The sequence below is a fragment of the Variovorax sp. CCNWLW186 genome (genome assembly GCF_037203865.1).
Taxonomy (GTDB): Bacteria; Pseudomonadota; Gammaproteobacteria; order Burkholderiales; family Burkholderiaceae_C; genus Variovorax.
Genome location: NZ_JBBCBO010000029.1, coordinates 1 through 24,946, shown reverse-complemented (window position 1 = coordinate 24,946; position 24,946 = coordinate 1). Strand labels below are relative to the sequence as shown.

Sequence of the window (24,946 nt, the reverse complement as noted above, 5' to 3'; positions counted from 1 at the left end):
ATGAGCCAAATTCACTCCAATTTACATCGGAATGCCTGGGCTGATTGGTGGGAAGGCACCCGCCGTACAGACATCTGGTGGACGCTTGCGTGGTTCGACATTGTGCTGCGCTACCGTCGCTCGATGCTTGGCCCTCTATGGCTCACGTTGAGCATGGGGGCGATGATCGGCGGCATGGGCCCCCTTTATAGCTCCCTGTTTGGTACAGAACTCTCCAAGTTCTTTCCCCACCTTGCACTGGGAATCATCTTCTGGGGCTTTTTCTCCAGTGTGGTGACGGAGTCGTGCAATGCCTTTGTGGGCTCTTCCAATTACCTCAAGCAGGGCTATTTTCCGATCAGCTTGTTCGTCTGGCGGAGCATCGCCAGAAATCTGATTCAATTTGCACACCAGATCGTCCTCTACGTTCCAGTTGCGCTTTGGGCGGGAATCTCTCTTTCAGCGTCTGCGCTGCTGATCATTCCAGCAATGGTTATTGCCATCATCAATGCCCATGCGCTTGGACTGCTGCTCGGCCTCGTCTGCACCCGCTTTCGAGACGTGACGCAGATCGTCAGCAGCGTGATGCAGATGCTGATGTTTCTGACGCCTGTGTTCTGGCTCCCTGAGAGTCTGCCTGACCGCGCCAAGTACATCCTCTGGAATCCGTTTGCCCAAATGCTCGACTTGCTGCGGACTCCATTGATGGGAGGAGTCGCCACTTCTCACAGTTGGTGGGGGATTCTGGGGTGGACGGCTTTGACGCTCGTCGCCTCCACGCTCCTGTTCTCGAAATACCGTCGACGTGTCGTCTACTGGCTCTGATACATGGCTTCCATTTCACTAAAAAACGTTGCTGTTAATTTCCCGATCTACGGCGCGGGAGCGGCATCCTTGAAAAAGACACTGGCGGCGTCCGTCACCGGCGGCAGGTTTGGGAAGGAAACCGGCGTCACAGTCGTTCAGGCACTGAGCGACATCAACCTCGAGTTGAAAAGCGGCGACCGGCTGGGGCTGATCGGGCACAACGGCGCGGGCAAATCGACCCTGCTACGCACGTTGGCGGGCGTCTACGAGCCTTCCGCCGGCGAATTCCGGCGCGAAGGCACCGTATCGAGCCTGATTGATCCATCCCTGGGCATCGAGCCCGATGCAACGGGCATCGAGAACATCATGCTGCGCGGCCTCGTCATGGGGCTGAGCAAGAAGGAAATCGACCGACTGACGCCTGAAATCTGCGAGTTCAGCGGACTTGGGCAGTACGTCGACATGCCGGTCCGCACCTATTCGACCGGCATGATGATGCGGCTTGCCTTTTCGATCTCCACCAGCGTGGAAGCAGACATCCTTCTCATGGACGAATGGCTCTCCGTCGGTGATGCCGACTTCACCGAGAAGGCCGAGAAGCGCATGCGAGACGTGGTTTCGAAGTCCGGCATTCTGGTACTTGCCTCTCATTCGCCGACGCTGATCGCCAAGGAATGCAACATGGTTCTCAAGCTCAGCCATGGCCGACTCGAAGAGGCCGATCTGTCGCAGCTCGAGATGTGATCTGAGCCCGCTGGGCTGGCACCGCTCGCCCCTGGGTTCTCGTCCTGAAGCGCCATGAAGGCGCTGTGAGACGACCCAGGGCGTAGCACATCGCTCTTCTCTCCTAATTGGAAGAAAGAATCGCGCACTTTCGATTTGCCGATTTGGCAGAATCGTGGTGCCGCGGCGAATTCTTTCCGCCGCAGAACTTTGTGCGCTTTTCCAATTAGGGGCTTCCATGAAGAAACATGCGGTGGTTACGGGCATAACGGGTCAAGACGGCGCCTATTTGGCTGAACTGTTGCTTGCCAAAGGGTACGTCGTCTACGGCACTTACCGCCGCACCAGTTCCGTCAACTTCTGGCGCATCGAGGAACTCGGCATTCAAAAAAACCCCGATCTGCATCTTGTCGAGTACGACCTTACCGACCTGGGCAGCTCAATCACACTGATTCGCGACGCCGCGCCGGACGAGGTCTATAACCTTGCTGCACAGAGTTTCGTGGGCGTCAGTTTCAATCAGCCCGTGGCCACCGCGCAGATCACTGGGGTGGGCGCACTGCACCTCCTCGAAGCCATCCGCCTGGTCAACCCGAAAATCCGCTTCTATCAAGCCTCCACGTCGGAGATGTTCGGTAAGGTGCAAGCCATTCCCCAAGTCGAGGAAACGCCTTTTTATCCTCGGAGCCCCTACGGTGTCGCAAAGCTCTATGCGCACTGGATGACCATCAACTACCGGGAGAGCTACGGCATCTTCGGTTGCAGCGGCATTCTTTTCAATCACGAGAGCCCCTTGCGTGGCCGGGAATTCGTGACCCGCAAGATCACCGATGGCGTCGCAAAAATCAAGCTGGGCAAGATGGACGTACTGGAGCTCGGCAATCTTGACGCCAAGCGCGATTGGGGCTTCGCGAAAGAGTATGTCGAAGGAATGTGGCGCATGCTGCAAGCGGAGGAACCCGATACCTACGTGCTGGCAACGAATCGTACGGAAACCGTGCGTGAGTTCGTCGCTATGGCGTTCAAGGCCGCTGGAATGGCGATCGAGTTCAGGGGCTCCGGCGAAGCGGAGTCTGCGGTCGAAACGGCGACGGGCAAAACCGTGGTGCGCATCAATCCGAAATTCCATCGCCCAGCCGAGGTGGAGCTTCTGATCGGCAATCCCGCCAAGGCCAAGGCCAAACTTGGATGGGAGCCTGTCACCACACTTGAGCAACTCTGTCAGATGATGGTGGAGGCCGATCTTCGGCGGAATTCCCAAGACTTGTCGTTTTGAATATATTGCTGATCGACGCTAACGAGGTCGGGGGCACGCAAATCGCGCTCTAGGCTGATCTGACGAGTCGCGGAGCAGTGTGCGGCGAAGTACTGGCGATCAAGACCGAACCCGTGGCGCATCCGGTGGCGCTGCTGCTGTCCGTCCCAAGTGCGTCATCTTGGTAAGCGCCACATCTATGGAAACACCGCCCTATCGCCCGGACGAAAATCGGGCTCGGGACCGATCAACCATTAAGGCATGCTAAGCTTTGTTGGATTGCACCGACCTTTGACCCTAGATTTCATTGAATACTGACCCACCCGCTTTATGAGCCCCAAGGCTTCATGGTGTGGATAAGTGCGTGATGTTCTCCTTTTAGGTTGGGTGTGTGGATCTGCAGCAGATTGCGCCGCTGTTTCCGCGATTTAGTGGTCTCAATCGCGGGCCAGGTCGCGAGCTTCTCGGCATAGGGATCGAGCTTGCTCGAGCTCGCCCGCTTGGCGTAGCGCAGCGCTTCTTCGCCGGTACTTCTTCACGGTGTTGCGAGACAGGCCTGTACGCTTGCAATCTCGCGAATGGACATCTGCTCGCACAGGGCCCAGCGTCTGATGACACTCAATGTCGTCACGCCTATCACTCCTAGGATCCCCTGCCTGAAAAATGAGAGGGCAGGGTTTTACGTGGGTCAGCCTTAGACAGACATTAGAGCGCTAGCCGGGTCAGTTTTTGGTGACAATCAACACGCTGACGCTCTAATCAAGAGTCCTCGCCGAAAGAATCGCCTCTATCGCCGCACTCCAGCACGCTGCGTTTGTCTCAAGCGTCCGGAATTCCCGGACATAGGAGAATGCCGCTTCTGACAATTTCTTCCTGAACTCCGAATCTTCAGCTAACAAATCGAAGGCACCCCGCCATTCCTTGGGGTCAGCAGAAGCGAGCAATCCGTTTTCTCGATCAACGATTGTCCCGACATAACTTTCCGTCGCACTATAAATCCCGGGAATGAAATTCAATGAGTAGTCTAAGAATTTTAAGTCGGATTTGCAATTATTGAATTCGGACGAGACCAATGGTGCAATTGCAAAATCCCAGTCGATCTCACGCTGCATCCACTTCATGAACCTGGGATATTCAACCTGCTCAACGGGAACCTTGACCACTGAAACAGGTAAATCGTTGAACAACCCCCTCACCAGTCCTTCGTCGCCAATACCCACAATTTCCATTCGAACCGAATCCTTTCGCGCGCGGAGAAATCGCCTGAGAGGCTCAACTATCATCAGTAGATCCTCAAGATGTGAATAGGTACCCATATACCCAATCACCAGCCTGGAATTATCGGACTCCCATCGTCTTTCAGCCTTTTTCCTCAAAAAATCAAAATCAAAAAGACGCTCGTCCAAGTGATTACCAACCACACGAATGTTAGAATTTAAGCGCGCCATTCGACGCTTGAGAGCATCGGTGGAAACGATTAAGCCGGCCGCATCTCTAGCGAACCGGATGATGATTTGCCGCTGCTGTGGACTCGGGTAACCAGGGGCTCCTGGCCCAGTATTTAAGTCAAGCAGATTGTCGTCAATCTCATAGATGTATGGAATTCCAAGTGCCGCAAGTCGTTTCAGTAGCCGCACCTGATCTGACAACGTATGGTCGTGGCGCCATCCGCGCTCCAAAATGACTAAGTCGACCGCAGATTCAGGTAGGTTCGTTCCATAGGACAGACTGAACTTGTCTTGAACGCTTGGGTGCGACAAAGGACGCAACAGACGAATGTGGCTGGCTCCGTAAGGCATCCCATCTGCCCCACATTCAAACATCACATGAATGCGCTTCCTCATTGGCGTGCCGCCGATTCTGCATTGTCCGAAAAAAGTGCCTGCATCAATGCCAATGCGGACCGATCTGGGAAAAAGATTGCGGCCTTCTCTACGCCTGCCGCACCCAAGCGGCGCCTCAAATCAACATCATCGACCAAGCGCAAGCAAGCCCGGAGGCACTGATTTTCATTGCTCGTATCCACAAGAAGTCCTGATTCTTCATGCACTACGATCTCCTGAAGCCCGCCCGAAAGAGGCCCCACCACTGTTGCGCCACTCGCCATTGCCTCTAGGCAGCTCAGCCCCATTGCTTGGTATACCGATAGATCTACGAAAACGTCCACGCGCTTCATCAACGCTTCCACTTCTGCTGAGCTGAGTTCACCGTGGTTTTGATAGCCGCGGAGCGACTTCAACGGATCCAAAATCGGGTCCGCAGAATCGCATCCAAAGGTACGCACTTGAACCACCTCCGCACGTTCGGTAAGCAAGCGGTGCAGAACGTTGACTGTCATCTGTGGCGCGCGACGCGGAGTCGAGGGCCGGACCATGGCGCACACGGTGACTTGTCCGGAGCTTCGCTGAACTGCTGGTGGAGCAAATCTCATCCAATCGAAACTTGGACCAACAAGCGTCGGAGACCTACCGGTTTTCTCTGCCACCATCCTCTGATTCCACTGAGTCTTTGTCACAAGCTTCATCGGAATTTCGGTGTAGCTTGCGAGTGCCTGTCGATAATCCTCACTTCCTTCTGCAAAGAAATCGGGCTCAAAGTCCTGAATGTAGTATCCGACCACAGGTCGGCGCGACATTTTCTCTAACGCAACTCTAATCCAAGACACAGACTTATAGAGTGTCGCAACAACTGCGTCATAGAGAGGCGCGTGCTCCGACAATTGACTCCAATCTGAAAGCCACACCTTAGCCAAACGACAATCGGGGTATGACGTTTCAAATGTTGCGCGTGCGGCCTCAATATTCGCTATTACTATATCGACCCCGCACTCCTGCAGCACCGAGGCCTCGCTCAAGAGGACGTTAGCACCTCCGCCCGCATGCATAACGGGCAATACAACCATCACTCGCTTACCTTCGAATTGCTGGCGGATCTGCTCTCGAATGCGTAGCCGCTCATCCATTACCTGTATTCGGCTGCGCGCGGCCATCAGCCCAAGGTTGTACCGCGTGATTTCCAGCTGACTCATGATCGGAGCGCTGGTGTGCTTCCGATGCAAATTCTCGTCTGCTATCTGCACAAGTTTCATCCTGCGCTCGGTGGAATAGCTCTTGGATTGCGCATGAAACACATACACGTCGTCGGCGACGGCCAGTTGCCACCCCTTCAGGAACGCTCTGACGCAAAGATCATTTTCTTCGCCATAGCCCTTCCCGAAGTTCTCCTCATCAAAAAGGCCAACGTCCGATAAATGCTCGCGACGAATCAGAAGACAGAATCCATTGAGAAACCCCACCCGCGGATAGGACCGGCGCGAGGCCATAGCAACACGTTGCGCCATCGCAGCTATCGTCATCCCAGTTGGCAAAGGATTGGATGACCAATCGCCATCGTTATCGAAAATCCGAGGGACAGACTGCCAGGATGCCGTATTACTTAGAGGCCCCACCACACCAATTCGCGGATCGGAATTTGCGCACTCAACCATTCTGTCAAGCCATTGGGCAGAAACGACAGTGTCACTATTCAGCAGAACTACGAATTCTCCACTTGACGCCCGCAAACCTGCATTGGCTGCGAGAGTGTATCCTTGGGCAACCTCATGGCGTATCAATATCCCATCTTGGTCCCTGATGAAATCGGCAAGATAATTCTTAGTATCTTCAGCGCTGCCATCGTCAACCACAATAATGCGATATGGTGGCAACGTATGAGCGACTACCGAACTAAGACAATTCTTGACGTCCGATAGCGCGTTATGCACGCAGACGATTACGTCTACTGTGGCGCAATGTTGGTTTAAGGTGTACTGCGTCTGACGCCGTTCCAACGCCGGTTCCGCATGTAGATGTGCAGCGAAACCGGACTGGTCAAAGGCGACTATGCGCCGCTTCAATCCTGAAATTCCCTCTTGCGCTACGATCTTGCCTGCGGTCCGCATCAAACGCATTCGCCCTCCTGCAGCCTTGCTCGCAGGCGAAAAGAGTCTTTTAACTGTACGCAAATTTGCGAGCCGGGCGCCTGCCCAGCGGACCGGACGGGATACCTTCCAACTCGTCGATGCCAAAACCTCTCGCAACGCCGCGTCCAGCATGGCCTCTCGTTGCAACGCTTGAGCAAGTTGCGATTGACTGCTCACTCGCTCTTCTTCGGATTTCGCGCGCGCCGCTCGTAGCACCTCATGTTGGCTCTCAAGGTGGCTGAGACGCCTATACATATCCGAAATGCGATCCTCATTAGCATTGAGTTCGGCTTCTTTCGCTTTGAGTCGAGCCACGATCTCAGCGTTCTGCATTAACAGTTCGCCAACGCGCTTCTCGCCGGCGGTGGCAGTTTCAGCCTGCTCGCTCAATACGACGGACATGTCGGCGATCTTTCGATCAACTTCGATCATGTGGCCCAATGCACCGAATAATCTTGTGATGTACGCACGGCCTTTCTGTGTACCAAAGGACCGCAACAGCGACAATGCCGCTGGGCTTTGATCAGCACCATAAAACAAAACGCCAAGTCCGTGCGAGTGCATGAATTCGACCGTCGGATAAGCGCTCGACAACTCTTCCCACAGACGCCACACGCCGAAACCTCGCTCGCGAACGTTGATGTCATGAAAGAGCACGATCGATTGTTGCGTAAGCTTAGGCTTCCACGATTCGAAATCGTGCTTTACGGCCTCGTATGTGTGAAGCCCATCGATATGCAATAGATCGATACTTCCGTCCGAGAAATAGCTAATGGCCTCATCGAACGTCATGCGCAACAAGCGCGAAAAGCTGTCGAACTGGACATTTCTCGACTGAACATGCGCAAAGACTTCTTCACCATAGAGGCCAGCGTGTTCATCGCCTTGCCAGAGGTCAATCGCGTAGCACTTGGCGTCCAGTCGCGCGCGCTCCACTGCTTGGCAGAACGAAAAGTAAGAGTGCCCGTAGTGCGTACCAAGCTCCACCAGCACGCGCGGCCTAACCACTTCGACGATCCATGTTCCAAAGGGAATATGGCCCAACCAAGCGCTCGGCTGGGGTGCAATATCAATATTTCCCAGCGCAGCACTGAAATCAAGCTCAGACATAATCTCTCATTCGTTTTCGTGGATATCGCACGTGTTCAGTTGCATCCGACGTGTGGCCGTCCCAGCGGCCACCTACTAATGTCGTACGCTGCATTACGCAGCGAATATCTCGGCCTGATGCAGTGCCGTTCCCGCGGCATCCTTCGATGAGAGCATTGGCTCAATCGCGATATTGGGCCAAGCGATAGCAATGTCCTTGTCGTTCCATGTAATGCATCGCTCATGCGCCGGCGCGTAGTAGTCGGTCGTCTTGTAGAGGAAATCCGCGCTGTCGCTGAGAACAAGAAAGCCGTGCGCAAAACCGGGAGGCACCCACAACTGCCTGTGGTTGTCCTCGCTGAGCTCCTCGCCCACCCATTTACCGAAGGTCGGCGATGACTTGCGAATATCCACGGCCACGTCAAACACGGCGCCTCGCACCACACGCACCAGCTTTCCTTGCGGCTGCTGGATCTGATAATGCAGCCCCCGCAGCACGCCTTTGGCAGAGCGCGAATGGTTGTCCTGCACGAACTCTATATGCCGTCCGACCGCCTCGTCGAAAGCCTTGCTGTTGAAGCTCTCGTAGAAGAATCCGCGCGCATCACCGAACACCTTGGGTTCGATGACGAGCACGTCGGGGATCGCGGTTGGCGTCGCCTTCATGAGCGCACCTCCTCGGCCAGCAGATGATTCAGATATTTGCCGTAGCCATTTTTCTGCAATGGCGCGGCGAGCTTTACCAACTGCTCCCGGTCGATGAACCCATTGCGCCAGGCGATCTCTTCAGGGCACGCGATTTTCAGCCCCTGCCGATGCTCGAGCGTTGCGATGAACTGCCCTGCTTCGAGCAAGCTCTCGTGCGTGCCGGTATCCAGCCACGCATAGCCGCGCTGCATGATCTGCACGTTGAGTTGATCGAGGTCCAGGTAGGCCTGGTTGACCGCGGTAATTTCCAGCTCGCCGCGCGCGCTGGGCTTCACGGCCTTGGCGATGTCGACGACCTGGTTGTCGTAGAAATAAAGGCCCGTCACGGCGTAGCTGCTCTTGGGCTTGGCCGGTTTTTCTTCGATGCTGCTGGCCTTGCCTTGTGCATCAAAGGCCACAACGCCGTAGCGCTCTGGGTCGTGCACGTGATAGGCGAACACCGTGGCGCCCGCCGATTTCGCATCGGCATCGGCCAGCAGGTGCGCAAAGTCGTGGCCATAGAAGATGTTGTCGCCCAGCACCAGCGCGCTCGGCGAATTGCCGACGAACTTGTCGCCGATGATGAAGGCCTGCGCGAGCCCGTCGGGACTGGGCTGCACCGCGTACTGCAAGTTGATGCCCCATTGGCTGCCGTCGCCCAGCAGCTGCTGGAAGCGCGGGGTGTCCTGCGGCGTGCTGATGATCAGGATGTCGCGCATGCCGCCGAGCATCAGCGTGCTGAGCGGGTAATAGATCATCGGCTTGTCGTACACCGGCAACAGCTGTTTGCTGAGCGCGAGCGTGGCGGGATGCAGCCGGGTGCCCGAGCCGCCGGCCAGGATGATGCCCTTGCGTTGCGTGGTCTTCGTGGTCATCGTTGTATTTCTTTCTTGCTTTCTCTGCTTACTAGGCAACGCGCGTTTAAAGGGTCTCGCGCAGCATGCGGGCGACGCCTTGTTGCCAGTGCGGCAGCACCAGGCCAAAGGTGGATTGCAGCTTGCGCGTATCGAGGCGCGAATTGGCCGGCCGCGTAGCGGGCGTGGGGAAGGCACTCGTGGGTACGGCTTCGACCTGTTCGGGGCCGGCCTTGAGCTCTACGCCGGCTTGGCGCGCCTGCCCAAGCACAAAGCGTGCATAGCCGCACCAGGTGGTCTCGCCGCCGGCCACCGCGTGATACAGGCCGGCTTTGGAAGGGTCTTGCAAAGTGGCACGAATCGCATGCGCCGTGACATCGGCCAGCAGTTCGGCACCTGTCGGGGCGCCAAATTGGTCGTCGATGACGGTCAGCTTGTCGCGCTCCTTGGCAAGCCGCAACATGGTCTTGGCGAAGTTGCCGCCGCGCGCGGCAAACACCCAGCTGGTGCGAAAGATCAGGTGCTTGGCGCAGTGCTTGGCCACCAACTGTTCGCCTTCGAGCTTGGTGCGGCCATACACACTGAGTGGGCCGGTGGCATCGTCTTCTTGCCAAGGCTTGCTGCCGCTGCCATCGAACACGTAGTCGGTGGAGTAATGCACCATGAGTGCACCGATCTGCCCGGCGGCTTCGGCCACCACGCCGGGCGAAGTGGCGTTGAGCTTGCGCGCGAAGTCGGGCTCGCTCTCGGCTTTGTCCACGGCCGTGTGAGCCGCGGCATTGACGATCACGTCAGGCCGCACCTTGAGCACAGTCTCGGCCAACTGGTCGGGACGGCTGAAGTCGGCGTTGAAGTCGGTGCTGTCGAAATCGAGCGCCACCAGTTCGCCCAGCGGCGCGAGGCTGCGCTGCAACTCCCAGCCGACCTGTCCGCCCTTGCCCAGCAGCAGCAGCTTCATGCGGTGGCCTTGGCCGCGGGTGCGGCGTCGTATTGCTTCTCGACCCATGCGCGGTACGCGCCGCTTTGCACGTTGCGCACCCATTCGGCGTTCGCGAGGTACCACTCGACGGTCTTGCGGATGCCGGTGTCGAAGGTTTCGGCGGGCTTCCAGCCCAGCTCACGCTCCAGCTTGCGTGCATCGATCGCGTAGCGCCGGTCGTGGCCGGGGCGATCGGTAACGTAGCTGATCTGTTCCTTGTACGGTTTGCCATCGGCGCGCGGGCGCAGTTCGTCGAGCAGCGCGCACACGGTGTTCACGATCTCGATGTTGGGCTTCTCGTTCCAGCCACCGACGTTGTACGTCTCGCCGAGCTTGCCGGCCTCGAGCACGCGGCGAATGGCGCTGCAGTGGTCCTTCACATAGAGCCAGTCGCGCACCTGCATGCCGTCGCCGTACACCGGCAAGGGCTTGCCAGCCAGGGCGTTGACGATCATCAGGGGGATGAGCTTCTCGGGGAAGTGGAACGGCCCGTAGTTGTTGGAGCAGTTGGTGGTGACCACCGGCAGGCCGTAGGTGTGGTGCCAGGCGCGCACGAGATGGTCGCTGGCGGCCTTGCTGGCTGAGTAGGGGCTGTTGGGCTCGTACTTGTTCTCTTCGGTAAAGGCGGGATCGGTCTTGGAAAGTGAGCCGTAGACCTCGTCAGTCGACACGTGAAGGAAGCGGAAGGCAGACTTTTGCTCAGCCGGCAGTGCGCTCCAGTAGCCGCGCACCGACTCGAGCAGGCGAAAGGTGCCGAGCACGTTGGTTTGCACGAAGTCTTCGGGGCCATGGATAGAGCGATCCACGTGCGATTCCGCGGCAAAATTCACGATAGCGCGTGGCTTGTGCTCGGCCAACAGGCGATCGACCAAAGCGCTGTCGCCGATGTCGCCCTGCACGAAGATGTGGTTCGGGTTGCCCTTGAGCGAGGCGAGCGTCTCAAGGTTGCCCGCATAGGTCAGCTTGTCGAGATTCACGATGGGCTCGTCGCTCTGCGCCAGCCAGTCGAGTACGAAGTTGGCGCCAATGAAGCCCGCGCCGCCGGTTACCAGGATCATGAGTCTCCCCGAAGTTTCGAATCAATGACAATTATCCCATTGGTCGAATTGTCAAAAATCCATGGTCGGCTCTTCGCGGTCCCAGCCTACAATGGCGTTAATGCAGGAGAGCGAGTAGTTCTTTTTACTACTCCACCGAAGGCGCAAACTCCCATAAACGCTCAGGTCGGCCGAACGAAACCGTTGAAGTTCTTTCAAAGAGTTTCGTGGCATGTACTGCACCAACTGACACGCCGTCTGGAGAGCCATCACCTTGCGTGATGCACCGAAGGAGCAAACCCGTTGCGGGCGCAACGGGTGAATCTCTCAGGTACCGAGGACAGGGGGAGCGGCAACTTGGACGGCGGTCGTCCGGTTGCTTGCTATTTATTCGATAGCAACCTCGCCCGCGGTTCAAGCGCTTCAACCTCAAAGGTACTTGAAATGCGCGTGATCGTTCTTGGCGCCGGCTTGCTCGGCGTGACCTCGGCTTACTACCTCCAGCAACTCGGCCACGAAGTAACCGTCATCGACCGGCAGGCCACCCCCGCCGCCGAGACCAGTTTTGCCAACGGCGGGCAGATCTCCGTCAGCCATGCCGAACCCTGGGCCAATCCGAGCGCACCGCTCAAGGTGCTGCAGTGGTTGGGCAAGGAAGACGCCCCGCTGCTCTTTCGCATTCGCGCGGACATGCGCCAATGGCTCTGGGGCTTGCAGTTCCTGCGCGAATGCACCCCCGGCCGCACGAAGCACAACATCGAGCAGATCGTGCGCCTGGGCACCTACAGCCGCGAAGTGCTGCAGCAATTGCGGCGCGACACCGGCATCGCCTACGACCAGCGCACGCAAGGCATCCTGCACTTCTATACGACGCAGAAAGAGTTCGACAGCGCTCTTGCGCCCGCCGAGCAGATGCGCGCACTCGGCTGCGAACGGCAAGTCATCTCCGCGGATGAGGCAGTGAAGATCGAGCCCGCCCTGGCCCACATCCGTCCGCAATTGGCCGGCGCCACTTACACGGCAGAAGACGAATCCGGCGACGCCAACCTCTTCGCACGCGAAATGGCACGCCTTGCGACAGCAGCCGGCGTGAAGTTCCTCATGAGCCACACGGTGACTGCGCTGCGCGAAGCGGGCGGCAGCATCGACCACGTGGAAGCTACCGACAGCGAAGGCCGCTTCCAACGCATTCGCGGCGACGCCTTCGTGCTTGCGATGGGCTCATTGAGTCCGCTGTATGCCGCGCCGCTGGGCATTCGCCTGCCGATCTATCCGGCCAAAGGCTATTCGGTCACGCTGCCAGTCAAAGACGCGACGAAGGCGCACCAGGTTTCGCTGACCGACGACGAGTTCAAGCTGGTGTTCTCGCGCTATACGTCGGCCTCCGGCGACCGCCTGCGCATTGCCGGCACGGCCGAGCTCAATGGCTACGACCGCGACTTGAACCGCGTGCGCTGCGAAGCGATCGTGCGGCGCGTTGAACAGCTCTTCCCCGGCGCCGGCGACACCACGCAGGCGCAGTTCTGGACCGGCCTGCGCCCCGCGACGCCGAGCAATGTGCCTTTGATCGGCAAGACGAAGCTGCCCAACCTGTACCTGAACACCGGGCACGGCACGCTCGGCTGGACGCATGCGTGCGGCTCGGGCAAGTCGGTGGCGCGGATCGTGAGCGGGCTTGCACCCGAAGTCGATTTTGCGTTTGCCGGCATGCCTACGCCAGCAGCGCGCCTGCTCCAGCCGGCCTGATCTGGCCGTGGCGGCGGTCAGTCGTTGCCGGTAAACACCGTCAACACCCCCGTATACCCATACAAGTGGTGCCGGGCAATCTCCCCCGCCGCAAAGAAACCGACCAGCGGCACGTCGCCCAGCGCGTGCCGCACGATCTGCAACTCGGCGCCCGGTGCGCCGAAGTGTGGCCCGCCGCGCCCCGAGCAGCTCACGTACACGGCACCGGCAATGCGGCGCGCCGGGTGCGGCGCTGCTTCGGCCTCCCCGGCCGCCACCGCGCGCGCGGTGGCCAGGGTCTGTTCTTCGGGCTCCAGTTCTTCGCGGATTTCCGCGCAGATGCGCATCAGGTCGGCGCGCGCGGCCTGTGCATTGCGCCGGCAGAAGGTCAGGCGCATGCCGGCCTCGGCCACATCGGCAATGGCGATGCCGCGCCGCGTCGGATCCAGGCCGATGATGTGGCGCACCAGCACGTCGGCGCCCAGGTCGCCGGTGCGGCGGATGCCGTCGCTGCCCGCATCGGCCAGGCCCACCAGGGTGGCGCGCACGGCGTCGATGGCTTCCTGCGGGCGCTCGAGCGAGACCTGCAAGTCGGCCAGCAGCACGTCGAGTGCGGGCTCGCCATCGAGCTTGAGCAGCAGGTTGCCGTCGGCCTCGGTGATCTCGCGCTCGCGCCCCCCGCCGGAGCGCAGCGGCTGGCAGCCTTGCGTGACGCGCGACACCAGCCGCACGCCTTCGCCGAACACCACACCCGACAAGCCACCCGAGAACACGCCGCCCGCCGCGCCGTGGCCGCGGATGTTGCCGTTGCCGCCGACCGCAAACTGCAAGGCGCCCGCACGGCCCGACGAGAGGCCGCCGAACAGGTAGCCGGTGTCGGTGCGGCCCGCCATCTCACCGATCAATTCGGTGAGATCGGGGGTGGCCGGGTCCGCGTGTACCAGCGCCGTATGCGCTTCGAAGCCGCTCATCTCGGAGTTGCCCAGTGGAGCCACGCCGGAGAACACACGATATTGATCGCTCGGCAGCGCGCAGAGCATCAGGCTCAGGCCGGGCTCGTCGAAGTATTCGGCATTGTTGGCCGACACACCGATGCCGACGGTGCCGGACCAGTCGGTCACCTCCGGAAGCTCGGCGCTCAGGTGGTCGAGGATGTCTTGCGCATCGGACGCGTAGTGGTCGGTGATGTAGAGCAGCCCGAGCGTCGGTGCCGAGGCGTAGTCGGGCAGCGCCATCTGGGCGCGCAACTGGGCCAGCACAAGGCCGGCCGCCATGCGCCATTGCGGATGGGTGGCGTGACCGGAGGGAAACAACTTCATGATGCGTGCCAACCCGTTCTCTTCAAGATGTGTATGTATGACGTCAGCGCCGTCCGGTCGTTCGCTTTCGCGCGACGGTCGGCGCCTTCTTTTTGGCGGCGGTTGCTGTCGCCTTCCTTGCGGCCGGCTTTGAAGCTGCGGGAGCGGCGGCCGGTGCCGGCACCTTGATCTGGGCCGCGTCATGCAGGGCCGATGTGGCGATCTGCTGGAACTGCTCGGTCAGCGAACCCCACCATTGCATCGGATCGATCACGCCACCGTCGCCGCCCGATGCGGCAGATGCCGACGCGGTCTTGCTGCGCGTTTTCTTGGCGGGCGCCGGTGCTTCCTCCTCCGCCTCGACCTCGGGCTCAGGCTCCGCCGGCGGAGCGGCAACCGACGCGGCCGCGGGCGCCGCCGAAGCCGCCTGCTTGGTGAACGCGCTCGCGATATCTTCCATCCGCACGTTCATGCCGCGCAAGGTCGAAAGTGTCATCTTTTGCACCTCGAGCGCCTGGATGGTCGCCTTGAGCGCATGGCCGTTCTGCTCGAGCCAATATTGCACTGTCTTGAGCTCCTGGATGCGCTTGTCGACCTCTTCCACGCTGAGCGTGGGCGCCACCCAGCTCGCAAGGCTCGGCAAGCCGGGCACCGCGCTCGCACCGGCGCCCGAACCGGCGGCGGCACCGCCGGCGAGATTCTTCAAAAAGTCGAATCCGGGGACGAATTGACTGAAGTCAAAAGGCTGGCTGGGGTTGCTCATGCACAGGTCTCCGGGTTGGGTTTTCTTGTGATGCCAGCTTACTCCAACGCACCGGCGATTTGGGCCTGAGGCCCTCGCGTTTACCTGCCCGGAGCTGTCACAGCTCCGCGCGAACCTTGCTGAACACTTTCCAGAATGCGGCGTCCTGCGAGGTCGCGAAGTTGATGCGCATCATCGTGCTCGGCGGCCTGCGTGCATGGAAGAGCGAACCCGGCGCAAGCAGGTAGCCCTGGTCGAGCATGCGCTGCGTGAGCGCGTCGGTGTCCACGCCCGTATCCACCCAACCGAACAGGCCCGCCGGCTCCGAGGCGAAGGTGCAGCCGTGCGCCATGGCCAGCTTCACCGCACGGCTGCGCGCACCGTCGAGCCGGATGCGTATGCGATCGGCATGCCGGCGCAGTTGCCCCTGGTCGATGCACCACGACAGCGCCCGCTCGAACAGCGTGGGCGTGGTCAGCGTGGCCAGCAACTTGGTTTCGAGCAGCCGCTCCTTCAACTCGGGCGATGCGGCCAGAAAGCCGATGCGCCAGTTGGGCGCGAGGATCTTTGCGAACCCGCTCACGTAGATGGTGCGCTGCAGCCCGTCGAGCGCGCTGAGCCGCGTGGCGTGCTCGGGCGCGAGATGGCTGTAGGTGTCGTCCTCGACGATGTGAAAGTCATGCTCGTTGGCCAGCTTCAGCACGCGGTGCGCGCTGCCCGGGGTCAGGCTGTACCCGGTCGGGTTGTGCAGCACGCTCACGCTCACGAAGAGCTTGGGGCTGTGCAGCGCGCAGTACTGCGCCATCACTTCCAGGTCGGGCCCGTCGGCACGGCGCGGAACCGGCAAGATGCGCATGCCCAGCGCCTCGAGCCGCGCGAATTCGAGCGCCCACCCGGGCTCCTCCACCATGACCGGATCGCCCGCTCGCAGCAGCGTGCGGCTCACGATGTCCAGCGCGTGCGTGGCGCCCACGGTCGTCACGATCTGGTCGGGCGCGGCCGGCACGTTGATGCCCACGAGCTTGTTCGACAGGCTGCGGCGCAGCGCGGCATCGCCCGAAGGTTCGCCGTACTGCAGCGACAGCTCCTGCAGCGCGGCTGTATTGGTCATGCGGCGCACCGCGGTCGGCATGAAGGTCGACGACATCCAGTCCGGCGGAAACACGCCCATGCCCGGCTGCGGCTTGTCGCTTGGCCTGTGGAACATGCTGCGGATAAGCGAACTCGCGTCAGCCGGTACACGCGACGCCATCATCTGCGCGACCATGGGCGCCGCATTGGCCGGGCGCCCCTCCGGGGCTGGCGCCGCATCGCGCACATAGAAGCCGCGCTGCCGGCGCGCCTCGACCAGGCCCTGCGCCAGCAGCTGGTCGTAGGCGGCCACCACCGTATAGGGGCTCACGCCCTGCTGGCGCGCGCATTCGCGCACCGAGGGCAGGCGTGCGCCGGGCGGCAGCAGCCGGGTGCGAATGCGCTCTGCCAGCCGGTCGGCCAATTGCCCTGTGAGCGACTGGGTGGAGGTTCGTGTCAGCATCGGCCTTGCGCTTCTGTGTCGAGTGGCAGGCCAATACAGTTTTCGAATATGTTCGATCAACTGTATTGGAACTGTAATGGTCCCAAAGTTTAGAGTGTATGCAATGAACTGGCAAGAATTCACCGCGCTGCTGGTGCTGGCCACGGCGATGAGCTTCTCGCCCGGTCCCAACACCACGCTCTCCACCGCCCTGGCCGCCAACGGCGGTTTGCCGCGCGCCATGCGCTTCGTGGTCGCGGTTCCCGTGGGCTGGACGCTGCTGCTCGTGCTGTGCGCGGCCGGCATCGGGGCCCTGGTGGTGGCCGTGCCGTCGCTGCGCCTGGCCATCAAGGCGCTAGGCGTGGGTTACCTGCTGTGGCTCGCCTACAAGCTGAGCGGCAGCGCCACGCTCGGCCGTGCGGACAGCGCCAGCCTCCACATCGGCTTCGGACAAGGCGTGATGCTGCAGTTCGTCAACATCAAGGCGTGGCTGCTCGCGCTCACGTTGGTGGCCGGCTGGATTGCGGGGCAGCCCAATGCGTTCGGGCGCTTCGCCATCGTCGCTCCGGTGATGCTGGTCTACGCCTTCATCAGCAACTTCACTTATGCACTGGTCGGCGCGCTGCTGCGCGAATGGCTGTCCAAAGGCAAGCGCCTGCTGTGGTTCAACCGCGCGATGGGGATGGTGCTGGTGCTCACGGCCTGGTGGATGCTGAGCGTATGACCGGCCGACTCACGATCAAGGACGAAACCCTGGGCATGTGGCTGGGCGTGATCGGTGTGGCGCTTTTCGCCGTCACCCTGCCGATGACGCGTCTGGCCACCGGCACGCAAGACGCGCCGCAGCTTTCGCCCTGGTTCGTCACGCTGGGCCGCGCCGCATTGGCCGGTGTTCTCTCGACGATCTTCCTGGTCGCCACGCGATCGCCCCGGCCCGCGCCGCACCAGTGGAAGCCGCTCGGCATGGCGGTGCTCGGCAATGTGATCGGCTATCCGCTGCTGCTGGGCTATGCCTTGCGCGTGGTCACGGCCAGCCATGCGGCCGTGGTCACCGCGCTGCTGCCGCTGGTGACCGCCGCGGTCGCCGCCCTGGTGCTGCACCAGCGCGCGCGGCTCGGCTTCTGGCTCTGCGCCGTTGCAGGCAGCGTGCTGGTCGTGCTGTTCTCGCTGCTGCGCGCAAGCCAGAACGGCCACGGCTTCGGTTTCGAATGGGCCGACCTGCTGCTGGTCGGCGCGGTCATTGCGGCCTCGTTCGGCTACATCTACGGCGCGCAGGTCACGCCGTCGCTCGGCGCGGAGCGCGTGATCTGCTGGGTGTGCGTGATGGCGCTGCCGGTCACCCTGCCGGCCACATTTGCCTTGTGGCCGCAGGAACCCATCGCCACCACGGCCTGGGCGGGCTTCGTCTATGTCGGCGTGTTCTCGATGTGGATCGGCTTCTTCGCCTGGTACCGCGGCCTTGCGATGGGCGGCGCGCTGCGTGTGAGCCAGACCCAGCTGCTGCAGCCCTTCTTGTCGATACTGGCCTCCATTCCGTTGCTGGGCGAGCCGCTCGATGTGGTTACCCTCGGCTTTGCCGGCGCGGTGGTCTGCACCGTGGTGCTCGGCAAGCGCCTCTCCCAGCCGCAGCCCGCTCCTGCCGTTTCGCCGCGTTCAGCGCGCGCCGAACAATCCTGACATTCGCCCCTCACCTCACCCGCCTGAAAGAAGAACCATGAACTGGAAACTCGCCGCCCGCGCCGCCAAGATGAACCCGTCGGTGCTGCGCGAAATCCTCAAGGTCACCGAGCGCCCCGGCATCATCAGCCTGGCCGGCGGCCTGCCCTCGCCCAAGACCTTTCCCATCCAGGCCTTTGCCGACGCCTGCGCCGAGCTGCTGCACAAGGACGGCCAGGCGGCCCTGCAATACGCCGCGAGCGAAGGCTATGCGCCGCTGCGCCAGGCCGTGGCCGACATGCTGCCGTGGAACGTCGACCCTGCGCAGGTGCTCATCACCACCGGCTCGCAGCAGGGCCTGGACCTTGTCGCCAAGGTGCTGCTCGACCCGGGCAGCAAGGTGCTGGTCGAAACCCCCACCTACCTTGGCGCGCTACAGGCCTTCGGTCCGATGGAGCCTGAACCCGTGAGCGTGGCCAGCGATGACGACGGCGTGATCGTCGAAGACCTGGTGGCCAAGGCGAAGGATGCCCGCTTCATCTACCTGCTGCCCAACTTCCAGAACCCCACCGGCCGCACCATGACCGAAGAGCGCCGCGCCGCAGTCTCCGCCGCGGCCGCTGCTGCGGGCCTGCCGATCGTCGAGGACAACCCCTACGGCGAACTGTGGTTCGACGAAGCGCCGCCGCTGCCGCTGACCGCGCGCAACCCTGAAGGCTGCATCTATCTGGGCTCGTTCTCCAAGGTGCTCGCCCCCGGCCTGCGCCTGGGCTTTCTGGTCGCGCCCAAGGCCGTCTATCCCAAGCTGCTGCAGGCCAAGCAGGCGGTCGACCTGCACACGCCCATCTTCACGCAGCGCATGGTTTCGGCGGTGATGAAAGACAACTTCCTCCACAGCCACGTGCCCACGATCCGCGCGCTGTACAAGCGCCAGCGCGACGCAATGATCGCCGCGCTCACGCGCGAGATGGCCGGCCTGGACGTGAAGTTCAACGCACCGAAGGGCGGCATGTTCCTGTGGGCGCGCATGCCCGAGGGCATCGACACCGTGGCGCTGCTGCCCAAGGCGGTCGAGCGCAACGTGGCCTTCGTTCCGGGCGCGCCGTTCTACGCGGGCCAGGGCGACCCGCGCACGCTGCGCCTGTCGTTCGTCACGGCCAGCGTCGAAGAGATCGATGTCGCCATCGCCGCGCTGGCCCTGACGCTGCGCGAAGAACTGGCGCTAGTGGCCGAACGCAAGCTCGCGCCCGAACCGGTCTGAGCCGCCATACGCGCCATACAGAGAGGTACCACCATGCACATTGCGATACTGACCTTCGACGGCTTCAACGAACTCGATTCGCTGGTGGCGCTCGGCGTGCTCAACCGCATCAAGAAGCCGGGCTGGCGCGTGACCCTGTCCGCGCCCAGCGCCACGGTCACGTCGATGAACGGCGTGACCGTGCATGCGAGCTCCACGCTCGAAGCCGCCACCGAGGCCGAGGCAGTGCTCGTCGGCAGCGGCATTCGCACGCGAGAGATCGCGGCCGATCCCGCCATCATGAGCGTGCTGCGCCGGCTCGACGCCAAGCGGCAGCTGATCGGCGCGCAATGCTCGGGCACCCTGCTGCTCGCCAAGCTGGGCCTGCTGGGTGCGGTGCCCGCATGCACCGACCTCACGACCAAGCCGTGGGTGCAGGAGGCCGGTGTCGAGGTGCTCAATCAGCCTTTCTTCGCGAGCGGCAATGTGGCCACCGCCGGCGGATGCCTGTCGGCGCCCTATCTCGCGGCCTGGCTCATTGCGCGCAGCGAAGGCGTCGAGGCTGCGAAGAGCGCATTGCACTATGTCGCGCCGGTTGGCGAGAAGGACGACTACGTCGCGCGAGCCATGCGCAACATCGAGCCTTACCTCCCTCAGGTTGCAGCAACCGCGGCCGCCTGAAAGAAGAAGCATTGCAGGTCACGCCATGATCAGCCTCGCCACGCTCGCGCTCTTCCTTTTGGCCGTGCTCGCGCTGTTCCTGTCGCCGGGGCCGAACATGGCCTTCGTGCTCTCGCATGGCGTGGCGCACGGGCCGCGCGGCGGGTTTGCGGCGGCGCTCGGCATTTCGTCGGCCGACCTGGTGCACACGCTCTTTGCCGCCACCGGGGTGACGGCGCTGGTGGCGGCATGGCCGCCTTCCTTCGACCTGCTGCGCTATGCAGGCGCGCTGTACCTGCTGTGGCTGGCAATGCAATCGCTGCGCAGCAGCAACGGCGGATTGCCCGGCGGCACACGCGCGCAGCCCTCCGCCTTCGGACGCATCGTGCGCATGGCCTTTTTCAACAACCTGGTCAATCCGAAGGCGCTGCTGTTCTTCATGGTGTTCCTGCCGCAGTTCGTCGACCCGGCGCGCGGCAGCGTGCCCTTGCAACTGGTGCAGCTCGGCGTCATGCTCTCGGCTGCCGCGCTCGCGTTCAACACGCTGCTCGGCGCATGCAGCGGGCAAGTGGGCCGCTGGCTGCAGCGCCGCCCGGGGGCTGAAAGATTCCAGCGCGGCCTGCTGGCGCTGGTGATGGTCGGCCTGGCAATTCGCCTGCTGCTGCTCGACCGTCCTTCCATGCCTTCTGCCCTGTCCGCCACACCTGCTCAAGGAAGCTGAACACCATGCTCAACATCTGGGGCCGCATCAGTTCGATCAACGTGCGCAAAGTCGTCTGGTGCGCGCAAGAACTCGGGCTCGACTTTCAACGCACCGAAGCCGGCGGCCGTTTCGGCGTGGTGCAAACGCCCGAATACCTGGCGCTCAACCCGAATGCGATGGTGCCCACCATCGACGACGGCGAAGGCAGCGAGCGCGTCACGCTCTGGGAATCGAACGTGATCGTGCGCTACCTGTGCGCCAAGCATTCGCACGGCAAGTTCTACCCGAGCGACCTGCCCGCGCGCTTCGACGCCGAGCGCTGGATGGACTGGCAGCAGACCACGCTCAACCGCGCGAGCCGCGACGCCTTCGTGCAATGGGTGCGTACAGTGCCGGCCGAGCGCGAACCCGCGCTCATCGCAGTGTCGGTGCGCGCGAGCGAAGCCCTGTTCGCGATGCTCGACGCGCACCTTGCACGCCAGTCCTTCGTGGCCGGCGACCGCTTCACTATGGCCGACATTCCCATCGGCTGCGAAGCGCACCGCTGGTTCGGCCTGCCGCCGGCCGAATACCAGCGCCCCAGCTGGCCGAACCTCGAACGCTGGTACGGCGAACTCCTCTCCCGTCCGGGCACGCGCGGCGTGCTCGATCTCCCGCTCGAATGACACCATGAAACCCCGCCCGTTCAAACAAGTCGACGTCTTCACCGCAACGCCCTATCTCGGCAATCCGCTTGCCGTGGTGCTCGACGGCTCCGGTCTGGACGACGCCGCCATGCAGCGCTTTGCGCAGTGGACCAACCTGTCGGAAACCACCTTCCTGCTGCCGCCGACCGAGCCCACGGCCGACTACCGCGTGCGCATCTTCACGCCGGGCGGCGAGTTGCCCTTTGCCGGCCACCCGACCATCGGCAGCTGCCATGCCTGGCTGCAGGCCGGCGGCAAGCCCAAGGCGGCGGGCCGTGTGGTGCAGCAGTGCGCAGCCGGCCTGGTGCCGTTGCGCCTGGAAGGCGAGCGCCTGGCTTTCTCGGCTCCGCCGCTCAAGCGCAGTGCGCCCAGCCCCACGCTGCTGGCCAAGGTGGCGGGCGCGCTGGGCCTGAAGGCGCAGCAGATCGTTGCGGCCCAGGTGCTGGACAACGGCCCGGTCTGGTTCGGCCTGCTGCTCAGCGATGCGGACACCGTGCTGCGGCTCGTGCCCGACCATCGCTTGCTCAAGGAGCTGGGCGTCAAGGCGGGCGTGGCGGGCGTGCCCGTGGCAGAGGGTTCGTCGATGCTCATCGGCCGATCGAACCGCGAGGCGCGCGCCTTCGGCGGCAAGGCTCAGGCCGCAGAAGGCGACGGCCAGAAGATCGACCTGGAGGTGCGCGCTTTCGCAGCACCCATCGGCGTCGAAGAAGACCCCGTCACCGGCAGCCTCAACGCCGGCCTTGCCGAATGGCTGATTGCCGACGGGCACATGCCCGCGCGCTACGTGGCCGCACAGGGCCAGTGCCTCGGCCGCGCCGGGCGCGTGTACATCGAGCGCGACAGCGACGGCATGGTGTGGGTCGGCGGCGATGCCGTGACCTGCATCGACGGCCAGGTCAGGTTGTAGGGGCAAGGCACCATGCCCGCACAACTCGACCATCTGGTGATCGCCGCCGCCTCGCTGGCCGAAGGCGTGGCGTGGTGCGAAGCCACCCTGGGCGTGACGCCCGGCCCCGGCGGCGCGCACCCGCTGATGGGCACGCACAACCGGCTGCTGAACATCGCGAGCGAGGCGTTTCCGCAGGCGTACCTGGAAATCATTGCCATCGAACCCGGCAAGCGGCCTTCGCGCCCCGGCACGCGCCGCTGGTTCGACCTGGACGATGCCGTGCTGCAGGCAGGCCTCGTGCGGCGCGGACCGCGGCTGGTTCACTTCGTTGCGCGGGTGCCCAATGCGCACGCGACGCTGCAGGCGCTGGCGCACGACGAGCGCGCGCACATCGATCGTGGCCACCTGCTCGAAGCCTCGCGCGACACACCCGCCGGCCGGCTCGAATGGCAGATCACCGTGCGCGACGACGGCCAGCGGCTCTTCTACGGCGCGCTGCCCACGCTGATCCAGTGGGGTCCCGTGCATCCGACCGATGCCATGCCGGCCTCCGGCCTGGCGCTGCGATCGCTACAGGCTACGCACCCGCGCGCGGCCGACCTGGCCGCGGCGCTGTCCACCATCGGCATGGCCGGCATGGCCGTTCAGCCCGGCGCGCCCAACCTCGTGGCCGTGCTCGACACGCCGCGCGGCCCGGTCACGCTCCAATCCGAAGGACTCTGACCGTCATGCTGACCTTGACCGAAATCGCCTGGTTCGGGCTCGCCGCTGTATTGCTCGCACTCACGCCCGGGCCGAACATGATCTATTGCGTGTCGCGCACGCTCATCCAGGGGCGCCGCGCGGGGCTCATCTCGCTCGGCGGCGTTCTGCTGGCGTTTCTGGTGCACCTGTTTGCCGCAGCGCTCGGGCTCACCGCACTGCTGCTCGCCGTCCCGCTCGCGTTCGACGCCATTCGCCTCGCCGGCGCGGCCTATCTGCTGTGGCTCGCATGGCAGGCGGTCAAGCCCGGTGGCAATGCGCCGTTCGAGGCACGCGCGCTGCCGGCCGACCGGCCCGGCAAGTTGTTCCGCATGGGCTTTCTCACCAACCTGCTGAACCCCAAGGTCGCGATGTTCTACCTGTCGTTCTTTCCGCAGTTCATTCATCCGGAGCGCGGCTCGGTGCTGCTGCAGAGCATGCAGCTGGGCGTCGCGCAAATCGCCAGCAGCGCGGCAGTCAACACCGTCATGATCCTGGGCGCTGCGAGCATCACGGCCGTGCTGTCGCAAAGTGCCGGCTGGCTGCGCGCGCAGCGCTACATCATGGGCAGCGTGCTGGCGGCGCTGGCGGTGCGGGTCGCGCTGACGGAACGCAAATAAAGGCAGCTCGTGAGATTCACCCGCGAAGAAATCGAATCCGCACAACGCACCGTCGCCGCCGCCATGCCGCCCACGCCGCAGTACGCATGGCCGCTGCTCGCACAACGGCTCGGCGCCACGGTGTGGGCCAAACATGAAAACCACACACCGGCCGGCGCCTTCAAGATTCGCGGTGGGCTGGCCTACTTCGAAACCCTGGCGCGCGAGCAGCCCGGCGTGCGCCATGCCATCAGCGCCACGCGCGGTAACCACGGCCAGTCGGTAGGCTTTGCCGCCCGGCGCCACGGCCTCGCAGCCACCATCGTGGTGCCGCACGGCAACTCGCTCGAAAAGAACGCCGCAATGCGCGCGCTGGGCGTACAGCTGGTCGAGCATGGCGAAGACTTTCAGGCGGCGGCGGAGCATGCCGCCATGCTTGCCGAGCGAGATGGCATGCATCGGGTCCCATCGTTCCACCGAGAACTGGTGCGCGGCGTGTCGACGGCGTATGTCGAATTCTTCGGCGCACTGAAGAGCGCCCCGCCCGACGTGCTTTTTGTGCCGATCGGTCTCGGCTCCGGCTTTGCCGCAGCGGCCGCGGCGCGGGCGCATTGCGGCGTGTCGACCAGGCTCATCGGCGTGGTCTCAGCCCATGCCACGGCCTACCGCGACTCCTTCCGCGCGGGGAAGCCCATCGAGTCTCCCGTCAGCACTCAGCTCGCCGACGGCATGGCCTGCCGCACACCGGTGGCCGAGTCGGTGGAGGTGATCCTGCGCGAGGCCGACGACGTAATTACCGTCACCGACGACGAGGTTGCCGAGGCCATGCGCATTCTCTTCAGCGACACGCACAACGTCGCCGAGGGCGCGGGCGCTGCGGCGCTCGCGGGGGCGTTGCAGCAGCAGGAGCGCTGGCGCGGCAAGACGGTCGGCATCAGCGTGAGCGGCGGCAATGTCGATTCGGAGATGTTCGCGGAGCTGCTGGGGCGGGGTGGCGCGAAGGCCTAGGAGGTGCGGTTTAGGTTGCGTGTGTGGGGGCGCTGTTGTTCAGGGCGCGTGCAAAGGCCACCGGGTACTCCCCTCCGCGAATGTCCCCCGGGGCTGCGCCCCTCCTCCTTTATTT

At 62.7% G+C, this 24,946-nt stretch carries 23 protein-coding genes, 1 pseudogene and 2 riboswitches; of the genes and pseudogenes, 14 read left to right on the top strand and 10 right to left on the bottom strand.

Annotation, left to right across the window (positions count from 1 at the left end):
• The 3 genes from V9K97_RS24745 to gmd all read left to right on the top strand — a co-directional run bounded on the left by V9K97_RS24745 (position 1) and on the right by gmd (position 2,785).
• Positions 1-804, top strand: coding sequence for an ABC transporter permease (locus tag V9K97_RS24745; protein ID WP_258503909.1), 804 nt, complete (start codon positions 1-3; stop codon positions 802-804).
• 3 nt (positions 805-807) lie between these two features.
• Positions 808-1,530 carry an ABC transporter ATP-binding protein gene (locus tag V9K97_RS24740; protein WP_258503908.1) on the top strand — a complete coding sequence of 241 codons (723 nt, stop codon included), beginning with the start codon at positions 808-810 and terminating at the stop codon, positions 1,528-1,530.
• 217 nt (positions 1,531-1,747) lie between these two features.
• Positions 1,748-2,785 (top strand): GDP-mannose 4,6-dehydratase, encoded by a 1,038-nt coding sequence (gene gmd / locus V9K97_RS24735; RefSeq protein ID WP_337321305.1) that lies wholly within the window; start codon positions 1,748-1,750, stop codon positions 2,783-2,785.
• Between the two features lie 370 nt (positions 2,786-3,155).
• Here gmd and V9K97_RS24730 read toward each other — a convergent pair.
• From V9K97_RS24730 to rfbB, 7 genes and pseudogenes are all read right to left on the bottom strand, one after another.
• Positions 3,156-3,404, bottom strand: a pseudogene (locus V9K97_RS24730) (IS21 family transposase); the annotation flags it as partial.
• 115 nt (positions 3,405-3,519) lie between these two features.
• The gene (locus V9K97_RS24725; protein WP_337321303.1) at positions 3,520-4,608 is read right to left on the bottom strand and encodes a hypothetical protein; all 1,089 of its coding nucleotides are present in this window, start codon (positions 4,606-4,608) and stop codon (positions 3,520-3,522) included.
• Positions 4,605-7,835, bottom strand: coding sequence for a class I SAM-dependent methyltransferase (locus tag V9K97_RS24720; protein ID WP_337321301.1), 3,231 nt, complete (start codon positions 7,833-7,835; stop codon positions 4,605-4,607). The genes V9K97_RS24725 and V9K97_RS24720 overlap by 4 nt, the downstream gene beginning before the upstream one ends.
• Before the next feature lie 93 nt (positions 7,836-7,928).
• Positions 7,929-8,480 (bottom strand): dTDP-4-dehydrorhamnose 3,5-epimerase, encoded by a 552-nt coding sequence (gene rfbC, locus V9K97_RS24715; protein ID WP_337321299.1) that lies wholly within the window; start codon positions 8,478-8,480, stop codon positions 7,929-7,931.
• Complete coding sequence (gene rfbA / locus V9K97_RS24710) at positions 8,477-9,376, bottom strand: glucose-1-phosphate thymidylyltransferase RfbA (RefSeq protein WP_337321297.1); 900 nt, start codon at positions 9,374-9,376, stop codon at positions 8,477-8,479. Before rfbA ends, rfbC begins: the two co-directional genes overlap by 4 nt.
• Before the next feature lie 46 nt (positions 9,377-9,422).
• Complete coding sequence (rfbD, locus tag V9K97_RS24705) at positions 9,423-10,313, bottom strand: dTDP-4-dehydrorhamnose reductase (RefSeq protein ID WP_337321295.1); 891 nt, start codon at positions 10,311-10,313, stop codon at positions 9,423-9,425.
• A complete protein-coding gene (rfbB, locus tag V9K97_RS24700; protein WP_337321293.1) occupies positions 10,310-11,392 on the bottom strand; it encodes a dTDP-glucose 4,6-dehydratase in 1,083 nt (360 codons plus the stop codon). The genes rfbD and rfbB overlap by 4 nt, the downstream gene beginning before the upstream one ends.
• Positions 11,393-11,485: 93 nt before the next feature.
• A riboswitch (glycine riboswitch) is annotated at positions 11,486-11,585 on the top strand.
• A 34-nt stretch (positions 11,586-11,619) separates the two neighbouring features.
• Positions 11,620-11,725: riboswitch (glycine riboswitch) on the top strand.
• 90 nt (positions 11,726-11,815) lie between these two features.
• On the opposite strand from rfbB, the gene V9K97_RS24695 reads away from it, so the two are divergent.
• A complete protein-coding gene (locus tag V9K97_RS24695) occupies positions 11,816-13,117 on the top strand; it encodes a D-amino acid dehydrogenase (RefSeq protein WP_337321291.1) in 1,302 nt (433 codons plus the stop codon).
• Between the two features lie 17 nt (positions 13,118-13,134).
• On the opposite strand, the gene V9K97_RS24690 is transcribed toward V9K97_RS24695, so the two are convergent.
• From V9K97_RS24690 to V9K97_RS24680, 3 genes are all read right to left on the bottom strand, one after another.
• Entirely contained in the window at positions 13,135-14,415 is a 1,281-nt protein-coding gene (locus tag V9K97_RS24690; RefSeq protein ID WP_337297980.1) for an FIST signal transduction protein, read from the bottom strand.
• Between the two features lie 43 nt (positions 14,416-14,458).
• Positions 14,459-15,157: a PhaM family polyhydroxyalkanoate granule multifunctional regulatory protein gene (locus V9K97_RS24685; RefSeq protein ID WP_337321289.1), complete on the bottom strand. Its 699-nt coding sequence runs from the start codon at positions 15,155-15,157 to the stop codon at positions 14,459-14,461.
• A gap of 97 nt (positions 15,158-15,254) precedes the next feature.
• On the bottom strand, positions 15,255-16,670 hold the full coding sequence (locus tag V9K97_RS24680; protein ID WP_126747656.1) for an aminotransferase-like domain-containing protein: 1,416 nt from the start codon (positions 16,668-16,670) through the stop codon (positions 15,255-15,257).
• 103 nt (positions 16,671-16,773) lie between these two features.
• Between V9K97_RS24680 and V9K97_RS24675 the strand changes: the two genes are divergently transcribed.
• Genes V9K97_RS24675 through V9K97_RS24630 form a run of 10 tightly spaced genes read left to right on the top strand, consistent with a single transcriptional unit; the run spans position 16,774 to position 24,831 of the window.
• A complete protein-coding gene (locus tag V9K97_RS24675; RefSeq protein ID WP_337321287.1) occupies positions 16,774-17,373 on the top strand; it encodes a LysE family translocator in 600 nt (199 codons plus the stop codon).
• Positions 17,370-18,326, top strand: coding sequence for a DMT family transporter (locus V9K97_RS24670; protein WP_337321286.1), 957 nt, complete (start codon positions 17,370-17,372; stop codon positions 18,324-18,326). The genes V9K97_RS24675 and V9K97_RS24670 overlap by 4 nt, the downstream gene beginning before the upstream one ends.
• Positions 18,327-18,363: 37 nt before the next feature.
• Entirely contained in the window at positions 18,364-19,566 is a 1,203-nt protein-coding gene (locus tag V9K97_RS24665) for an aminotransferase-like domain-containing protein (RefSeq protein ID WP_337321284.1), read from the top strand.
• Between the two features lie 33 nt (positions 19,567-19,599).
• Complete coding sequence (locus V9K97_RS24660) at positions 19,600-20,226, top strand: DJ-1/PfpI family protein (RefSeq protein ID WP_337321283.1); 627 nt, start codon at positions 19,600-19,602, stop codon at positions 20,224-20,226.
• 25 nt (positions 20,227-20,251) lie between these two features.
• Positions 20,252-20,926 carry a LysE family translocator gene (locus V9K97_RS24655; RefSeq protein ID WP_337321281.1) on the top strand — a complete coding sequence of 225 codons (675 nt, stop codon included), beginning with the start codon at positions 20,252-20,254 and terminating at the stop codon, positions 20,924-20,926.
• Positions 20,927-20,931: 5 nt separating this feature from the next.
• Positions 20,932-21,573, top strand: a complete 642-nt coding sequence (locus tag V9K97_RS24650; protein ID WP_337321279.1) for a glutathione S-transferase family protein — start codon at positions 20,932-20,934, stop codon at positions 21,571-21,573.
• A gap of 4 nt (positions 21,574-21,577) precedes the next feature.
• Positions 21,578-22,501, top strand: coding sequence for a PhzF family phenazine biosynthesis protein (locus V9K97_RS24645; protein WP_337321277.1), 924 nt, complete (start codon positions 21,578-21,580; stop codon positions 22,499-22,501).
• A 12-nt stretch (positions 22,502-22,513) separates the two neighbouring features.
• On the top strand, positions 22,514-23,206 hold the full coding sequence (locus V9K97_RS24640; RefSeq protein WP_337297986.1) for a VOC family protein: 693 nt from the start codon (positions 22,514-22,516) through the stop codon (positions 23,204-23,206).
• A 5-nt stretch (positions 23,207-23,211) separates the two neighbouring features.
• Positions 23,212-23,844, top strand: a complete 633-nt coding sequence (locus V9K97_RS24635) for a LysE family translocator (protein WP_258503888.1) — start codon at positions 23,212-23,214, stop codon at positions 23,842-23,844.
• Positions 23,845-23,853: 9 nt separating this feature from the next.
• Positions 23,854-24,831, top strand: a complete 978-nt coding sequence (locus V9K97_RS24630; RefSeq protein ID WP_337321276.1) for a threonine dehydratase — start codon at positions 23,854-23,856, stop codon at positions 24,829-24,831.
• Positions 24,832-24,946 lie beyond the last annotated feature (115 nt).

Coding starts and splice junctions, on each gene's coding strand:
- V9K97_RS24745 (WP_258503909.1), top strand. CDS start 1: ATGAGCCAAATTCACTCCAATTTACATCGGAATGCCTGGGCTGATTGG.
- V9K97_RS24740 (WP_258503908.1), top strand. CDS start 808: ATGGCTTCCATTTCACTAAAAAACGTTGCTGTTAATTTCCCGATCTAC.
- gmd (WP_337321305.1), top strand. CDS start 1,748: ATGAAGAAACATGCGGTGGTTACGGGCATAACGGGTCAAGACGGCGCC.
- V9K97_RS24725 (WP_337321303.1), bottom strand. CDS start 4,608: ATGAGGAAGCGCATTCATGTGATGTTTGAATGTGGGGCAGATGGGATG.
- V9K97_RS24720 (WP_337321301.1), bottom strand. CDS start 7,835: ATGTCTGAGCTTGATTTCAGTGCTGCGCTGGGAAATATTGATATTGCA.
- rfbC (WP_337321299.1), bottom strand. CDS start 8,480: ATGAAGGCGACGCCAACCGCGATCCCCGACGTGCTCGTCATCGAACCC.
- rfbA (WP_337321297.1), bottom strand. CDS start 9,376: ATGACCACGAAGACCACGCAACGCAAGGGCATCATCCTGGCCGGCGGC.
- rfbD (WP_337321295.1), bottom strand. CDS start 10,313: ATGAAGCTGCTGCTGCTGGGCAAGGGCGGACAGGTCGGCTGGGAGTTG.
- rfbB (WP_337321293.1), bottom strand. CDS start 11,392: ATGATCCTGGTAACCGGCGGCGCGGGCTTCATTGGCGCCAACTTCGTA.
- V9K97_RS24695 (WP_337321291.1), top strand. CDS start 11,816: ATGCGCGTGATCGTTCTTGGCGCCGGCTTGCTCGGCGTGACCTCGGCT.
- V9K97_RS24690 (WP_337297980.1), bottom strand. CDS start 14,415: ATGAAGTTGTTTCCCTCCGGTCACGCCACCCATCCGCAATGGCGCATG.
- V9K97_RS24685 (WP_337321289.1), bottom strand. CDS start 15,157: ATGAGCAACCCCAGCCAGCCTTTTGACTTCAGTCAATTCGTCCCCGGA.
- V9K97_RS24680 (WP_126747656.1), bottom strand. CDS start 16,670: ATGCTGACACGAACCTCCACCCAGTCGCTCACAGGGCAATTGGCCGAC.
- V9K97_RS24675 (WP_337321287.1), top strand. CDS start 16,774: ATGAACTGGCAAGAATTCACCGCGCTGCTGGTGCTGGCCACGGCGATG.
- V9K97_RS24670 (WP_337321286.1), top strand. CDS start 17,370: ATGACCGGCCGACTCACGATCAAGGACGAAACCCTGGGCATGTGGCTG.
- V9K97_RS24665 (WP_337321284.1), top strand. CDS start 18,364: ATGAACTGGAAACTCGCCGCCCGCGCCGCCAAGATGAACCCGTCGGTG.
- V9K97_RS24660 (WP_337321283.1), top strand. CDS start 19,600: ATGCACATTGCGATACTGACCTTCGACGGCTTCAACGAACTCGATTCG.
- V9K97_RS24655 (WP_337321281.1), top strand. CDS start 20,252: ATGATCAGCCTCGCCACGCTCGCGCTCTTCCTTTTGGCCGTGCTCGCG.
- V9K97_RS24650 (WP_337321279.1), top strand. CDS start 20,932: ATGCTCAACATCTGGGGCCGCATCAGTTCGATCAACGTGCGCAAAGTC.
- V9K97_RS24645 (WP_337321277.1), top strand. CDS start 21,578: ATGAAACCCCGCCCGTTCAAACAAGTCGACGTCTTCACCGCAACGCCC.
- V9K97_RS24640 (WP_337297986.1), top strand. CDS start 22,514: ATGCCCGCACAACTCGACCATCTGGTGATCGCCGCCGCCTCGCTGGCC.
- V9K97_RS24635 (WP_258503888.1), top strand. CDS start 23,212: ATGCTGACCTTGACCGAAATCGCCTGGTTCGGGCTCGCCGCTGTATTG.